The organism is Microbispora sp. CL1-1, from assembly GCF_012034195.1.
In the GTDB taxonomy this organism is placed as follows: Bacteria; Actinomycetota; Actinomycetes; order Streptosporangiales; family Streptosporangiaceae; genus Microbispora.
Map to the genome: position 1 here is coordinate 113,708 of NZ_JAATEK010000010.1, position 14,424 is coordinate 128,131.

General features: G+C 69.6%; 16 protein-coding genes. 15 read left to right on the plus strand and 1 reads right to left on the minus strand.

Annotated elements, in window-relative coordinates; all coding sequences use genetic code 11:
- Positions 1 to 94 precede the first annotated feature (94 nt).
- On the plus strand, positions 95 to 304 hold the full coding sequence (locus HCK04_RS15055; RefSeq protein ID WP_142647957.1) for a DUF4229 domain-containing protein: 210 nt from the start codon (positions 95 to 97) through the stop codon (positions 302 to 304).
- On the opposite strand, the gene HCK04_RS15060 is transcribed toward HCK04_RS15055, so the two are convergent.
- The gene (locus HCK04_RS15060; RefSeq protein WP_142647958.1) at positions 301 to 1,548 is read right to left on the minus strand and encodes a delta-60 repeat domain-containing protein; all 1,248 of its coding nucleotides are present in this window, start codon (positions 1,546 to 1,548) and stop codon (positions 301 to 303) included. The genes HCK04_RS15055 and HCK04_RS15060 overlap by 4 nt on opposite strands.
- 101 nt (positions 1,549 to 1,649) lie before the next feature.
- Here HCK04_RS15060 and HCK04_RS15065 point away from each other — a divergent pair, with 101 nt between their 5' ends.
- The 14 genes from HCK04_RS15065 to nuoK all read left to right on the plus strand — a co-directional run bounded on the left by HCK04_RS15065 (position 1,650) and on the right by nuoK (position 14,403).
- Positions 1,650 to 2,372, plus strand: coding sequence for a demethylmenaquinone methyltransferase (locus HCK04_RS15065; protein ID WP_142647959.1), 723 nt, complete (start codon positions 1,650 to 1,652; stop codon positions 2,370 to 2,372).
- Between the two features lie 162 nt (positions 2,373 to 2,534).
- Positions 2,535 to 3,788: a geranylgeranyl reductase family protein gene (locus HCK04_RS15070; protein ID WP_260617269.1), complete on the plus strand. Its 1,254-nt coding sequence runs from the start codon at positions 2,535 to 2,537 to the stop codon at positions 3,786 to 3,788.
- Positions 3,785 to 3,952, plus strand: a complete 168-nt coding sequence (locus HCK04_RS15075; protein WP_168065952.1) for a hypothetical protein — start codon at positions 3,785 to 3,787, stop codon at positions 3,950 to 3,952. Before HCK04_RS15070 ends, HCK04_RS15075 begins: the two co-directional genes overlap by 4 nt.
- A 2-nt stretch (positions 3,953 to 3,954) precedes the next feature.
- On the plus strand, positions 3,955 to 4,314 hold the full coding sequence (locus HCK04_RS15080; RefSeq protein ID WP_079315519.1) for an NADH-quinone oxidoreductase subunit A: 360 nt from the start codon (positions 3,955 to 3,957) through the stop codon (positions 4,312 to 4,314).
- Between the two features lie 2 nt (positions 4,315 to 4,316).
- Positions 4,317 to 4,868 carry an NADH-quinone oxidoreductase subunit B gene (locus HCK04_RS15085; RefSeq protein WP_079315518.1) on the plus strand — a complete coding sequence of 184 codons (552 nt, stop codon included), beginning with the start codon at positions 4,317 to 4,319 and terminating at the stop codon, positions 4,866 to 4,868.
- The gene (locus tag HCK04_RS15090; RefSeq protein WP_142647961.1) at positions 4,865 to 5,530 is read left to right on the plus strand and encodes an NADH-quinone oxidoreductase subunit C; all 666 of its coding nucleotides are present in this window, start codon (positions 4,865 to 4,867) and stop codon (positions 5,528 to 5,530) included. The genes HCK04_RS15085 and HCK04_RS15090 overlap by 4 nt, the downstream gene beginning before the upstream one ends.
- Before the next feature lie 88 nt (positions 5,531 to 5,618).
- Entirely contained in the window at positions 5,619 to 6,908 is a 1,290-nt protein-coding gene (locus HCK04_RS15095; RefSeq protein WP_221889919.1) for an NADH-quinone oxidoreductase subunit D, read from the plus strand.
- Entirely contained in the window at positions 6,905 to 7,576 is a 672-nt protein-coding gene (nuoE, locus tag HCK04_RS15100; RefSeq protein ID WP_142647963.1) for an NADH-quinone oxidoreductase subunit NuoE, read from the plus strand. The genes HCK04_RS15095 and nuoE overlap by 4 nt, the downstream gene beginning before the upstream one ends.
- Positions 7,577 to 7,663: 87 nt before the next feature.
- Positions 7,664 to 8,950: an NADH-quinone oxidoreductase subunit NuoF gene (gene nuoF / locus HCK04_RS15105; protein WP_142647964.1), complete on the plus strand. Its 1,287-nt coding sequence runs from the start codon at positions 7,664 to 7,666 to the stop codon at positions 8,948 to 8,950.
- A complete protein-coding gene (locus tag HCK04_RS15110; protein ID WP_142647965.1) occupies positions 8,947 to 11,343 on the plus strand; it encodes an NADH-quinone oxidoreductase subunit G in 2,397 nt (798 codons plus the stop codon). The genes nuoF and HCK04_RS15110 overlap by 4 nt, the downstream gene beginning before the upstream one ends.
- On the plus strand, positions 11,340 to 12,701 hold the full coding sequence (nuoH, locus tag HCK04_RS15115) for an NADH-quinone oxidoreductase subunit NuoH (RefSeq protein ID WP_142647966.1): 1,362 nt from the start codon (positions 11,340 to 11,342) through the stop codon (positions 12,699 to 12,701). The genes HCK04_RS15110 and nuoH overlap by 4 nt, the downstream gene beginning before the upstream one ends.
- Positions 12,688 to 13,203, plus strand: coding sequence for an NADH-quinone oxidoreductase subunit NuoI (gene nuoI, locus HCK04_RS15120; RefSeq protein ID WP_142563318.1), 516 nt, complete (start codon positions 12,688 to 12,690; stop codon positions 13,201 to 13,203). Before nuoH ends, nuoI begins: the two co-directional genes overlap by 14 nt.
- Entirely contained in the window at positions 13,196 to 14,110 is a 915-nt protein-coding gene (locus tag HCK04_RS15125) for an NADH-quinone oxidoreductase subunit J (protein ID WP_142647967.1), read from the plus strand. Before nuoI ends, HCK04_RS15125 begins: the two co-directional genes overlap by 8 nt.
- Complete coding sequence (gene nuoK, locus HCK04_RS15130) at positions 14,107 to 14,403, plus strand: NADH-quinone oxidoreductase subunit NuoK (protein ID WP_030506864.1); 297 nt, start codon at positions 14,107 to 14,109, stop codon at positions 14,401 to 14,403. The genes HCK04_RS15125 and nuoK overlap by 4 nt, the downstream gene beginning before the upstream one ends.
- Positions 14,404 to 14,424 lie beyond the last annotated feature (21 nt).

Sequence of the window (14,424 nt, forward strand, 5' to 3'; positions counted from 1 at the left end):
CTTTACAAAAGCGCCTTGTTGTGAACACTAGCAGTGCCCGCAGCAGATGCGAAGAGAGACCGGCGCGTCGTGAGAGTGACGTAACCTCGACGCTGTGCATCCGGTTGTCGTTTACACCCTTTCGCGCCTCGGCCTGTTCGCCGTGGCCCTCGGCGTCCTGTATCTCGTCGGCCTGCGGTCGCTCCCTCTGCTCCTGCTCGCGGTCCTGGTCAGCGGCCTGGCCAGCTACGTGCTGCTGACCAAACAGCGCGACGCGGTGAGCGAGCGCATCGCCGCGAAACGGCGGGAGACGGGGAAGAACTAGGTCGCCGGGAACATGCCGACGCGGGCATGGTACTCATGCCCGAGCTCCGTCGTGTCGCTTCCCACCAAAAGACCTGTCTTTACGGTCAGGAAGGCCTTTACCCCGATTCCCCTTTCCCGCGTGGGGTTCCAGCGCAGCGCCTTGCCCGTGACGGGGTGGATGGCCCCGATGCCGGGCCTGCTGACCGCCCCCGGGCCCGCCGTGTCGGCGCCCTTCGGGTTGTCCAGCCAGCGTTGGTGTCCGCCCACGTAGACGGCGGATCCCGTGACCGCGACCGCGTAGAGGGAGTCCCCTCCGGTCAGGTTCACCCAGGTCGGACGGATCGCCTCGCCCTTCGCGTACGTCTCGAACCTCGCGGCGGAGTCGCACAGCTTCGTGGTGCCGCGCGCCGGCCCGCCCGTGGTGACGACCACGAAGTAGCGCCCGTCCGGAGACAGGTCGAGCCCCCGCACGTACGACGGGAAGTCCGCCTTGCACGCCGGGGCGTACGCCTCGGTGCGCCAGTCGGCCACCCGTCCGGTCGTGAGATCGATCACGCCGAGCTGCGGGCGGCGCAGGCCGTCGAGCGTGGAGAACCTGCCGTCCACCACTAAGCGGTCGCGGACGGCCGCCATCGCGTAGATCCGGGGATCGCCGCGGCGCCCGTCGCCGGGCGTGACGGTGAACGTGGGGTCCACCTCGCCGGTCTCGGCGTTCACACGGGCCAGCGCGGTGCGCGGGCTGCGGCCGATCCTGCTGAAGTCGCCGCCGACGTAGAGCGCGTCGCCCAGCCGTACGAGGCTGGTGACCTTCCCGCCGTAGGCGGGGGCGGAGAACTCCTCGACGGGATCGCCGTCCGCCACGTGGAGGCGGACCAGGGCCCGTTCGGGAGCGCCGAACCCGCCGCCCACGTAGACCGTGTTGTCCGGGCCGGCGGCCAGCGCGGCCACCGGCCCGTCGAGGTCCGGCGCGAAGCCGCGCAGGACGCGCCCGGTGTAGAGGTCGAACGCGAAGATGTTGGCCCGCGGCAGGTCCTCCCCGCCCTTGGCCTCGCGGACCTTGGTGAACTCGCCGCCGACGATGACGGTGCGGCCGACCAGCGCGAACGCGTTGACGATGCCGTCCAGCACGTGCGGGGTGGTGTTGACCGGGTTCTCCGAGACCACGCGGGGCTGCGGCGTCCCCGCGGACGCCGGGACGGTGGGGAAGACCGCGGCGCAGGTGACGAGCGATGCGACTGGGAGCAGTGCGGTGGTGACGCGCATTCCTCAATTTCTAGCAGACGTAGCGTAATCGATGAACTACGTTCCGCTCATCCGGTGGCGGCGGTGAGGGGTCACGCCCTTCGCGGCCTAGGCTTTGGAGCATGACGCGCGCATCGCTGGACAAGCAGCCGCACGAGGTCGCCGCGATGTTCGATCGCACGGCCCGGCGCTACGACCTGGTCAACGACGTCCTCTCGCTCGGCCAGGACCGCCTGTGGCGGAAAGCCACCGCGGCGGCGATCGACGCCGGGCCCGGCGAGCTGGTCCTCGACCTCGCCGCGGGCACCGGCACCTCGACCGACGCGTTCACCGCGCTCGGGGCGCGGGCGATCGCGTGCGACTTCTCGCTGGGCATGCTCCGCACCGGCGTCGAGCGGCGCGGCGGCTCCGGCCTGTACGGCGGGGGCGTGCGCGGGGTGACGTTCGTCGCGGGCGACGCGCTGCGCCTGCCGTTCCGCGACGAGACGTTCGACGCGGTGACGATCTCCTTCGGCCTGCGCAACGTGGCCGACACCGCGCAGGCGCTGGGCGAGATGCTGCGGGTGACCCGCCCGGGCGGCAGGCTGGTGATCTGCGAGTTCTCCCGGCCGACGCCGAAGTCGTTCGACCTGGTCTACTCGCAGTATCTGATGAAGCTGCTGCCGCCGGTGGCCCGCATGGTCAGCTCGAACCCCGAGTCCTACGAGTACCTCGCCGAGTCGATCCAGGCCTGGCCCGGCCAGGAGGCGCTGGCGGCGATCATCCAGGAGGCCGGCTGGCGGAAGGTGGCCTGGCGCAACCTCACGCTCGGCATCGTGGCCCTGCATCGGGCGGTCAAAGCGTAATGAGGGGGGCTTGGCCATACCCCTCTGACGCTGGGCGCCGGGAAGGGGTTAGACTGCGGCGCGACAGTTTGTGAAGTTGTTCACAAAGGCACGAAGGTCTAAACCAATTCGAGGCCTTCCTTCCCTGGAACGGATAGGTCCCCCGTGAGCGAGCAAGCCCGCGTGACGCGGACAGATGTCGACGCCGACGTCATCGTCGTCGGTGCGGGTCCCGCGGGTGCGACGACGGCTTTCCATCTCGCCCGCGCCGGTCTTGACGTGCTGCTTCTCGAGAAGACGCGCTTCCCGCGCGAGAAGGTCTGCGGTGACGGGCTGACCCCGCGGGCGGTCAAGGAACTCGTCGCCATGGGCGTCGACATCGACGCGCCCGGCTGGGCCAGGAACAAGGGGCTGCGCGTCTACGGCGGCGGCGTGCGGCTCGAACTCGACTGGCCCGAGCTGTCGAGTTACCCCGACTTCGGCCTCGTCCGCACCCGCGCCGACTTCGACCAGATCCTCGCCAGGCACGCCGAGGCCGCCGGCGTACGGCTGCGCGAGGGCGTGAACGTTTCAGGCCCGCTGCTCGACGAGCGCAGCGGCCACGTCGTGGGCGTGACGGCCAAGGCGGACGGCGAGGAGGTGTCCTACCGCTCGCGGCTCGTGGTGGCGGCCGACGGCAACTCGACCCGGCTGTCGCTCGCGATGGGCCTGCACAAGCGCGAGGACCGCCCGATGGGCGTGGCGGTGCGCACCTACTACAAGAGCCCCCGCCACGACGACGACTACCTGGAGACGTGGCTCGAACTGTGGGACGGCGACCGGCTGCTCCCCGGTTACGGCTGGATCTTCCCCGTCGGCGACGGCACCTCGAACGTCGGTCTCGGCCTGCTGAACACCAGCGAGGCGTTCAAGAACATCGACTACCGCGACCTGCTGCGGCGCTGGATGAAGAACACTCCCGAGGAGTGGGGCTTCACCGAGGAGAACATGACGGGCCCGATCAGGGGCGCGGCGCTGCCGATGGGCTTCAACCGGCAGCCGCACTACACCCGCGGGCTGGTGCTGGTGGGCGACGCCGGCGGGTCGATCAACCCGTTCAACGGCGAGGGCATCGCGTACGCCATGGAGACCGGCAGGACCGCCGCCGAGGTGATCGTCCAGGCGCTGTCCCGGCCGACGCCCGCCCAGCGTGAGCGCGTATTACTCGCCTATCCGCGTATCCTCAAAGACGCCCATGGGGGATACTTCACCCTCGGTCGCCTGTTCGTCGAGGCGATCGGGAGGCCGGGAGTGATGAGCTTCGCCACCCGGCACGGGATGCCGCACCCCACCCTGATGAGATTCGCCTTCAAGTTGCTCGCTAATCTCACAGACCGGCGGGGCGACGTCTCCGACCGGATAATCAACGCCCTGTCGAAGGTGGCTCCGCCATCATGACCGAAGCCAGCATGACGCGAACCCGTATGACGCGAACCCGCATGACCGAAACCCACGAGACGACGCGCACATCGCCGCCGGCCCCGAAGACGGCCGTGCGGCCCGCCGCGCTCTCCGGCATTGTCGTGATCGCCAATATTCACCGAGTAAGCGAGGACATGTAGCCATGGAGCTGTATGTGCCGATCGTGGTGCTCGCGGTCCTCGCGGCGGGATTCGCCGTGTTCTCCGTGAGCATCGCGCCCTTCACCGGGCCGAAGCGCTGGAACCGCGCGAAACTGGATGCCTACGAGTGCGGCATCGAGCCCACTCCGCAGCCGGTCGGCGGCGGCCGCTTCCCGCTGAAGTACATGATCACCGCGATGCTGTTCATCGTGTTCGACATCGAGATCATCTTCCTCTATCCGTGGGCGGTGGCCTTCGACAAACTCGGCGTGTTCGGGCTCGTCGAGATGGTGCTGTTCATCGTCACCGTTCTCGTGGCGTACGCCTATGTGTGGCGGCGTCGCGGCCTCGATTGGGATTAGCCATGGGTCTTGAAGAGAAACTCCCGAGCGGGTTCGTCCTCACCACCGTCGAGCAGGTGGCCGGGTGGGCCCGGAAGAACTCCGTCTGGCCTGCGACCTTCGGCCTCGCCTGCTGCGCCATCGAGCTGATGGCCACCGGTGGCCCGAAGCACGACCTGGCTCGTTTCGGCATGGAGCGTGCCTCCGCGTCGCCGCGGCAGGCGGACCTGATGATCGTGGCCGGCCGGCTGTCGCAGAAGATGGCGCCGGTCCTCCGCCAGATCTACGACCAGATGGCCGAGCCCAAGTGGGTCATCGCGATGGGCGTGTGCGCGTCCAGCGGCGGCATGTTCAACAACTACGCCATCGTGCAGGGCGTGGACCACGTGGTGCCGGTCGACATCTACCTGCCCGGCTGCCCGCCGCGCCCGGAGATGCTGATCGACGCCATCGTGAAGCTGCACGACAAGATCCAGAACATGAAGTTCGGCGCGCACCGCGAGAAGCAGATCGAGGAGCTGGAGCTCCAGGCGCTGCGCACGCTGCCGCTGATCGACCAGGGGGCCGGGAAGTGACCACCGAGAACCTGCCCGGGCTGCCCGAGGAGCCCGTCGCCCGCAAGGGCATGTTCGGCGTCAAGGACAGCGGCGACACCTCCGGTTACAACCGCCTCGTCGTCCGCCGTCCGCCGAAGCTGTCCAGCAGCCGGCCGTACGGGTCGTACTTCGACGACGTGGCCGACGCGCTGGAGCCGGCCTTCGCCGACGCCATCGAGCGCGTGGTCGTCGACCGCGGTGAGATCACCTTCCACGTTCGGCGCGAGCGCCTGACCGAGGTGATGCGGCACCTGCGCGACGACGCCGCGCTGCGGTTCGAGCTGTCGCTGGGCGTCTCGGGCGTGCACTACCCCGAGGAGACCGGTGCGGAGCTGCACGCCGTCTACCACCTGTGCTCCATCACGCACAATCGGCGCATCCGGGTGGAGGTCTCCTGCCCCGACGCCGACCCGCACATCCCCTCCACGGTTCAGGTCTACCCCACGCACGACTGGCACGAGCGCGAGACGTACGACTTCTTCGGAATCGTCTTCGACGGCCACCCGGCGCTGACCCGGATCGAGATGCCGGACGACTGGGAGGGGCACCCCCAGCGCAAGGACTACCCGCTCGGCGGAATCCCGGTGGAATACCGCGGCGCCGAGGTCCCCGCGCCGGACCGGAGGAGGTCGTACTCGTGAGCATCCGCGGCGACCTGCACGAGTGGACGAGGGCAGCGAGGAGAGCGTCGTGAGCACCACCGAGACCGCCACCGAGACTCAGGGCCGGATCTACGACGTCGCCGGTCAGGACTGGGACGAGCTGGTCAAGACCGTCAGCGAGTCGGCCGACGAGCGCCTGGTCGTCAACATGGGCCCGCAGCACCCGTCGACCCACGGCGTGCTCCGGCTCGTGCTGACCCTCGACGGCGAGACCGTGACCGAGGCCCGCACGGTGATCGGCTACCTGCACACCGGCATCGAGAAGAACATGGAGTTCCGGACGTGGACCCAGGGGGTCACGTTCGTCACCCGCATGGACTATCTCGCGCCGATCTTCAACGAGACCGCCTACTGCATGGGCGTCGAGAAGCTTCTGGGGATCACCGACAGGATCCCGGACCGGGCGCAGGCCATCCGGGTCCTGACGATGGAGCTCACCCGGATCTCCTCGCACCTGGTCGCGATCGCGACGTTCGGCATGGAGCTGGGCGCGACCACGCCGATGCTGTTCGGCTTCCGCGAGCGCGAGATGGTGCTCGACCTGATGGAGTACATCACCGGTCTGCGGATGAACATGGCGTACGTCCGGCCGGGCGGCGTCAGCGTCGACCTGCCGGCCGGCGCGGTCGACAAGATCGGTGAGTTCCTCAAGATCATGCCGGGGCGGATCAAGGAGATGCGCAAGCTCCTCGACGCCAACCCGGTCTACACCCGGCGCACCAAGGACGTGGCCTACCTCGACCTGACCGGCTGCATGGCGCTCGGCGTCACCGGGCCCATGCTCCGCGCCGCCGGCCTGCCGTGGGACCTGCGCAAGTCGCAGCCCTACTGCGGCTACGAGACGTACGAGTTCGACGTGCCGACGCAGAACACCTGCGACGTGTACGGCCGCTACCTCGTCCGCATGGCCGAGATGGAGGAGTCCCTCAAGATCATCGAGCAGGCGCTCGACCGGCTGTCCGGCCCGCTCAAGGGCGGCCCGGTGATGATCGAGGACAAGAAGATCGGCTGGCCGTCGCAGCTCGCGCTCGGCCCCGACGGCCTCGGAAACTCCCCCGACCACATCGCCCACATCATGGGCAGCTCGATGGAGGCCCTGATCCACCACTTCAAGCTGGTGACCGAGGGCTTCCGGGTGCCGGCGGGGCAGGCGTACGCCTCGGTCGAGTCGCCGCGCGGCGAGCTCGGCGCGCACGTGGTCAGCGACGGCGGCACCCGGCCCTACCGGGTCCACTTCCGCGACCCGTCGTTCACGAACCTGCAGGCGGTGCCCGCGACGTGCGAGGGCGGCATGGTCGCCGACGTCATCTCCGCGGTCGCCTCGATCGACCCGGTCATGGGAGGTGTGGACCGATGACGTACTCGCCTGAGGTCCGTGAGCGTCTGGAGACGGACGCCAAGGAGATCATCGGCCGCTACCCCCGGCCGCGTTCGGCTCTGCTGCCGCTGCTGCACCTGGTGCAGTCGGTGGACGGCTACGTCTCCGATGACGGCCAGGAGTTCTGCGCCGAGATGCTGGGCCTGTCCAAGGCCGAGGTCGTCGGCGTGGCGACCTTCTACACCATGTACAAGCGCGAGCCGGCCGGCGAGTACAACGTCGGCGTCTGCATCAACACGCTGTGCGCGGTCATGGGCGGCGACCAGATCTGGGAAGAGCTCAGCGAGCACGTGGGCGTCGGACACGACGAGACCACCGCCGACGGCAAGATCACGCTGGAGCGGCTGGAGTGCAACGCCGCCTGCGACTTCGCGCCGGTCATGATGGTCAACTGGGAGTTCTTCGACAACCAGACCCCGGAGTCGGCCAAGCAGCTCGTCGACGACCTGCGCGCGGGCAAGGAGGTCGCGCCCACGCGCGGCCCGCGCCGGCTGTGCACGTTCAAGGAGGCCTCCCGGGTCCTCGCCGGGCTGCCCGACGGCCAGGCCGGTGACGGCCCGTCGGCCGCGGGCCCGTCGCTGGAGGGCCTGAAGATCGCCAAGGCCAACGGCTGGGAGGCCCCCAAGGCCGAGGGGAGCACGGAATGACCACGCGGAGAGAACCCGGCGCAGTGAGCGGAGCGGTCCGCGAGGCACGAGCGGCCCGCGCAGCGAACGAGGAGCGGTGAGCGACCGATGACAACGCTGACTCCGGTTCTCACCCGGAACTGGGACCAGGCGAACTCGTTCACCCTCGACGGGTACGGCGAGTACACGGCCGCCAGGAAGGCCCTGGGCATGGACCCCGACGCCGTCATCCAGGCGGTGAAGGACTCCGGCCTGCGTGGCCGTGGCGGCGCGGGATTCCCGACCGGCATGAAGTGGGGCTTCATCCCGCAGGGCGACGGCAAGCCCCACTACCTCGTGGTCAACGCCGACGAGTCCGAGCCGGGGACCTGCAAGGACATCCCGCTCATGATGGCCAACCCGCACGCGCTGGTCGAGGGCGTGATCATCGCGTCCTACGCCATCCGGGCCAACCACGCGTTCATCTACATCCGCGGCGAGGTGGTCCACGTCATCCGCCGGGTGCAGGCCGCGGTCCGGGAGGCGTACGAGAAGGGCTACCTCGGGACCGACATCTTCGGCTCGGGCTACGACCTCGAACTCGTCGTCCACAGCGGCGCCGGGGCGTACATCTGCGGTGAGGAGACCGCGCTGCTCGACTCGCTGGAGGGCTACCGCGGCCAGCCCCGGCTCAAGCCGCCGTTCCCGGCGGTCGCCGGTCTGTACGCCTCGCCGACCGTGGTCAACAACGTCGAGTCGATCGCGAGCGTGCCGAGCATCATCGCCAACGGCGCCGACTGGTTCGCCGGGATGGGCACCGAGAAGTCCAAGGGCTTCGGCATCTTCTCGCTGTCGGGCCACGTGACCCGGCCGGGCCAGTACGAGGCCCCGCTGGGCATCACGCTGCGCGAGCTGCTGGAGATGGCGGGCGGCATCCGCGAGGGCCACGAGCTGAAGTTCTGGACGCCGGGAGGCTCCTCGACGCCGATCTTCACGGCCGAGCACCTCGACGTGCCGCTCGACTTCGAGTCGGTCGGGGCCAAGGGCTCGATGCTGGGCACCCGCGCGCTGCAGATCTTCGACGAGACGACCTGCGTGGTGCGGGCCGTCCTGCGCTGGACCGAGTTCTACGCGCACGAGTCCTGCGGCAAGTGCACGCCGTGCCGTGAGGGCACCTACTGGCTCAAGCAGGTGCTCAAGCGGCTGGAGAAGGGCCAGGGCTCCGAGGAGGACCTGGCCACGATCACCGACATCGCCGACAACATCCTCGGCCGTTCGTTCTGCGCCCTCGGTGACGGCGCGACGAGCCCGATCCACTCGTCGGTGAAGCAGTTCCGCGACGAATACCTCAAGCACTTCGAGATCGGCGGCTGCCCGTTCGATCCCGCCGCTTCCACGGTGTGGGGGTCCAAGTGACAGTTCAGACGACGCAGCCGGAGCAGCCGGTCGTGGACATGGTCACCCTGACCATCGACGGCTTCCAGATCAGCGTGCCCAAGGGCACCCTGATCATCCGGGCCGCGGAGCTGCTGGGGATCCAGATCCCCCGGTTCTGCGACCACCCGCTGCTCTCGCCGGCGGCCAACTGCCGCCAGTGCCTGGTCGACATCCCCGACGCGGGCAACGGCCGCGGCTTCCCCAAGCCGCAGCCGTCCTGCGCGATCGAGGTCGCCGAGGGCATGGTGGTCAAGACGCAGCTCACCTCGCCGGTGGCCGAGAAGGCCCAGCGCGGCGTGATGGAGATGCTGCTGCTGAACCACCCGCTCGACTGCCCGGTCTGCGACAAGGGCGGCGAGTGCCCCCTGCAGAACCAGGCCATGTCGAACGGCCAGGGCGAGAGCCGGTTCGTCGAGCAGAAGCGCACGTTCGAGAAGCCGGTGCCGCTGTCGACCGAGGTGCTGCTCGACCGCGAGCGCTGCATCCAGTGCGCGCGCTGCATCCGCTTCTCCGAGCAGATCGCCGGTGACCCGCTCATCGACTTCTTCGAGCGCGGGGCCAAGGAGCAGGTGGGCGTCGCCGACGGCGAGCCGTTCCAGTCCTACTTCTCGGGCAACACCATCCAGATCTGCCCGGTGGGCGCGCTGACCGGCGCGGCCTACCGGTTCCGCTCCCGCCCGTTCGACCTGGTCTCCACGCCGAGCGCGTGCGAGCACTGCGCGTCGGGCTGCTCGCTGCGCACCGACCACCGCCGCGGCAAGGTCACCCGCCGCCTGGCCGGGGACGACCCGCAGGTCAACGAGGAGTGGAACTGCGACAAGGGCCGCTGGGCCTTCACCTACGCCACTCAGCCCGACCGTCTGCGCTCCCCGCTGGTGCGCGACGAGAGCGGCAAGCTCGTCCCGACCTCCTGGCCGGACGCGCTGGCCGTCGCCGCCGAGGGCCTGCTGCGAGCCCGCGGCAAGGCCGGCGTGCTGGTCGGCGGGCGGCTCACGGTCGAGGACGCCTACGCCTACAGCAAGTTCGCCAGGATCGCCCTCGGCACCAACGACATCGACTTCCGGGCCCGCCCGCACTCCGAGGAGGAGACGCGGTTCCTCGCCCACGCCGTGGCAGGCAAGGGCATCGAGGTCTCGTACGCCGACCTGGAGACGGCCCCGGCCGTGCTCCTCGCCGGGTTCGAGCCCGAGGAGGAGTCGCCGATCGTCTTCCTGCGCCTGCGCAAGGCGGCGCGCAAGCGGGGCCTGAAGGTCTACGCGCTCGCGCCGTTCGCCACGCCGGGCCTGGCCAAGATGAAGGGCACGCTGATCCGCACGCTGCCCGGCGGCGAGGCCGAGGCGCTCGGCGACCTCATCGGCGGCGACCTGCTGCCCGAGGGCGCGATCGTCCTCGCCGGTGAGCGGCTCGCCACCGCCCCCGGCGCCCTGTCGGCGCTCGTACGGCTCACGCAGGCCACCGGCGCCAGGCTCGCCTGGGTGCCGCGCCGGGCCGGTGAGCGCGGCGCCCTTGAGGCGGGCGCCCTGCCGGGGCTGCTGCCGATCGGCCGTCCGGCCGACGACGAGAGCGCCCGCGCGGAGGTCGCCCGGGTGTGGGGCGTCGCCTCGCTGCCCGACGCGCCCGGCCGCGACACGGCCGGCATCATCGATGCCGCGCTGAACGAGGAGCTGGACGCGCTGGTCGTCGCGGGTGTGGACCCCTACGACCTGCCCGACCCGGCCAAGGCGCTGGCGGCGCTGGAGAACACGCCGTTCATCGTCAGCCTGGAGATCCGCGCCAGCGCGGTCACCGACCGGGCCGACGTGGTCCTGCCGGTCGCCGCGGTCGCCGAGAAGTCCGGCACGTTCGTCGACTGGGAGGGCAGGGGCCGCTCGTTCGGCGTGGCCACCGCCGTCCCCGGGCTGATGAGCGACCTGCGCGCCATCGCCTCGATCGCCGACCAGATGGACGTCCACCTGGGCCTGCCCGACCCCGCGGCCGCCCGCCGCGAGATGGCCGCGCTCGGCGCCTGGAAGGGCACCCGCCCGGTCGCGCCGATGGTCACCGGCCGCCCGGTCAGGGAGCCGCAGGCGGGCGAGGCCGTGCTGGCGACCTGGCACCTGCTGCTCGACGACGGCCGCATGCAGGACGGCGAGCCCTACCTCGCGGGGACCGCCCGCACGGTGGCGGCGCTGCTGTCGGAGGCCACCGCGGCGGAGATCGGCGCGGTGGACGGCGGGAAGATCACCATCGGTGACGACGTGGTCGTCCCGGTGCGGATCGCGGACCTGCCCGACCGGGTCGTGTGGCTGCCGTCCAACTCCGCCGGCCTGTCGGTCACGCGCGACCTGCGCGCGGTCGCCGGAGACGTCGTAACGATCGGGAGCGTCTCGTGAACAACCCCGGACCCACGCTGAGCGACTTCGGCCACGATCCCCTGTGGATCAGCATCATCAAGGCCGTCGCGATCTTCGTGTTCCTGATGCTGGGCGTGCTGATGGGCGTGTGGACCGAGCGCAAGCTCATCTCGCGCATGCAGCACCGCTACGGCCCCAACCGCGCAGGTAAGTTCGGCCTGCTCCAGACGGTGGCCGACGGCCTGAAGATGGGCCTGAAGGAAGACATCATGCCCCGCACCGTGGACAAGGTGATCTACTTCCTTGCCCCGGTCATCATCGCCGTCCCGGCCTTCCTGGCCTTCTCCGTCGTGCCGTTCGGGCCGATGGTGTGGATGTTCGGCCACAAGACGCCGCTGCAGCTCACCGACCTGCCGGTCGCGGTGCTGCTGGTCCTCGCCACCGCCTCCATCGGCGTCTACGGCATCGTGCTCGCCGGGTGGGGCTCCCGGTCGCCGTACGCGATCCTCGGCGGCCTGCGCTCCAGCGCCCAGGTCGTGTCGTACGAGATCGCGATGGGCCTGTCGTTCGTCGCGGTGTTCCTCCAGGCGGGCACGCTGTCCACCTCGGAGATCGTGGCGAAGCAGGCGAGCGGCGGCACCTGGGACATCTTCGGGCTGTCGATCCCGGCGCCGTCCTGGTATGTGGTCTCGCTGATCCCGTCCTTCCTGATCTACGCGATCACGATGCTGGGCGAGACGAACCGCGTGCCCTTCGACCTCCCCGAAGGCGAGGGCGAGCTGGTCGGCGGCTTCCACACCGAGTACGCCTCCTCGCTGAAGTTCGCGATGTTCATGCTCGCCGAGTATGTGAACGTCTTCACGGTCTCGGCGATGGCGATCACGCTGTTCTTCGGCGGCTGGCGGGCACCGTGGCCGATCTCCCTGTGGGACGGCGCGAACACCGGCTGGTGGCCGATGCTGTGGTTCTTCATCAAGCTGGTCATCGCGTTCGGCTTCTTCGTCTGGGTCCGCGCCTCGCTGCCGCGGGTCCGGTACGACCAGCTCATGGCCTTCGGGTGGAAGGTGCTGATCCCGGTCAACCTGGCCTGGATCCTGCTGGCCGCCACCTTCAAGGCGCTGCGGATGCCCGAGGCCGACCGGGCGATCATCCTGACCATCGGCGCGGTCGTCATCATCGGGGCCTTCGCGATCTGGCTGCGGTTCGACACCGTCAACCAGCGCCGCAGGGAGGCCAAGGCCGCCGCGATCGAGGAGGAGTTCGAGCAGCTTCGCGAGGAGCCCGTCGCGGGCGGGTTCCCGGTGCCGCCGCTCGACGCCCCGCACTACCACGGAGTCGTGCCCGCCGCGCGTCTCAACTCCGACGCCGCCAAGGAGGTGACCAGTGGGAGCAACTGATTGGCTGAACCCGATCAAGGGATTCGGCGTCACCTTCCACCACATGTTCAAGAAGCCGGTAACCGTTCAATATCCGGAGGAGAAGCGGCCCACCGCGCCGCGCTTCCACGGACGGCACCAGCTGAACCGGTGGCCCGACGGACTGGAGAAGTGCGTCGGGTGCGAGCTGTGCGCCTGGGCCTGCCCGGCGGACGCCATCTACGTCGAGGGCGGCGACAACACCGACGAGGAGCGTTTCTCGCCGGGTGAGAGGTACGGCCGCGTCTACCAGATCAACTACCTGCGCTGCATTCTCTGCGGGCTGTGCATCGAGGCGTGCCCCACCCGGGCGCTCACGATGACCAACGAGTACGAGCTCGCCGACTCCAGCCGCGAGTCGTTGATCTACACCAAGGAGATGCTCCTCGCGCCGCTCGGACCGGGCATGGAGCAGCCGCCCCACCCGATGCGCCTCGGCGAGACCGAAGAGGACTACTACCGGTTGGGTCGAAGCAATGGGTGAGTCCATCACGTTCTGGGTGCTCGCGGTCATCTCCGTGATCGCCGCGCTCGGACTCGTCTTCAGCCGCAGGGCCGTCTACTCGGCCCTCATGCTCGGCGTCGTCATGCTCTCGCTGGCGGTGCTGTACGCGGTCCAGGACGCTCCGTTCCTGGCGGCGGTGCAGATCATCGTCTACACCGGCGCGGTCATGATGCTGTTCCTGTTCGTGCTCATGCTCGTGGGCGTGGACTCGTCCGACTCCCTCGTGGAGACGATCAGGGGCCAGCGGTTCTGGGCCATCGTGGGCGGGCTCGGCTTCGCCGTCCTGCTCGCCGCCGGGATCGGCAACGCGGTCGTCGGCTCCGCCAAGGGCCTGGCCGCCGCCACGCAGGCGGGCAACGTGCCCTCCCTGGCCGAGCTGATCTTCACGCGCCACGTGTTCGCCTTCGAGGTCACCTCGGCGCTGCTGATCACCGCGGCGCTCGGCGCGATGGTGCTCGCGCACCGCGAGCGCGCCGAGGCCAGGCCGACCCAGAAGGACCTGTCGCGGCAGCGCTTCGTCGCCTTCGGCAAGACGGGCAAGAACCCGGCGCCGCTGCCCGGCCCCGGCACCTACGCCCGGCACAACGCCATCGACATGCCGGCGCTGCTGCCCGACGGGACGGTCGCGCCGCTGTCGGTCAACCGCTACATCGCCCGCTATGAGGAGTCCCAGGGGATCCTGTCCCCCGAGGTCGCCCGGGTGCTGGAGCAGGAGGAGGCCGCGCTGCACGCGAACGGCCACAGCACGCCCACCGTGGCCGACGAGGCCAGGGACGGCGGCCCCGACACCGAGCCGATGGAAGAAGAGGGTGTCGTGGCGGGCCGGGTCGTCCGCCCGCGTGGTGAGTCCGTGACGGAGTCCCTGAGCGAGGAGGACGGCAAGTGACCACGCACTACCTGGTGCTCTCCGCGCTGCTGTTCGCCATCGGCGGCGTCGGCGTGCTCGTACGGCGCAACGCCATCGTGGTGTTCATGTGCGTCGAGCTCATGCTCAACGCCTGCAACCTGGCGTTCGTCACCTTCGCCCGGCAGAACGGCAACCTCGACGGCCAGCTCATCGCGTTCTTCGTGATGATCGTGGCCGCCGCCGAGGTGGTCATCGGCCTGGCCATCATCGTGACGATCTTCCGAACCCGCAGGTCCGCGTCGGTCGACGACGTCAGCCTGCTGAAGTACTAAGAGGTGGCCGTGGAACCCGCT

What these genes read in the sequence shown, in the direction of transcription:
- HCK04_RS15125 (WP_142647967.1), top strand. Translation starts at nt 13,196, where the DNA reads ATGGGTGAGTCCATCACGTTCTGGGTGCTCGCGGTCATCTCCGTGATC.
- HCK04_RS15080 (WP_079315519.1), top strand. Translation starts at nt 3,955, where the DNA reads ATGGAGCTGTATGTGCCGATCGTGGTGCTCGCGGTCCTCGCGGCGGGA.
- HCK04_RS15060 (WP_142647958.1), bottom strand. Translation starts at nt 1,548, where the DNA reads ATGCGCGTCACCACCGCACTGCTCCCAGTCGCATCGCTCGTCACCTGC.
- HCK04_RS15085 (WP_079315518.1), top strand. Translation starts at nt 4,317, where the DNA reads ATGGGTCTTGAAGAGAAACTCCCGAGCGGGTTCGTCCTCACCACCGTC.
- HCK04_RS15065 (WP_142647959.1), top strand. Translation starts at nt 1,650, where the DNA reads ATGACGCGCGCATCGCTGGACAAGCAGCCGCACGAGGTCGCCGCGATG.
- nuoE (WP_142647963.1), top strand. Translation starts at nt 6,905, where the DNA reads ATGACGTACTCGCCTGAGGTCCGTGAGCGTCTGGAGACGGACGCCAAG.
- nuoF (WP_142647964.1), top strand. Translation starts at nt 7,664, where the DNA reads ATGACAACGCTGACTCCGGTTCTCACCCGGAACTGGGACCAGGCGAAC.
- HCK04_RS15075 (WP_168065952.1), top strand. Translation starts at nt 3,785, where the DNA reads ATGACCGAAGCCAGCATGACGCGAACCCGTATGACGCGAACCCGCATG.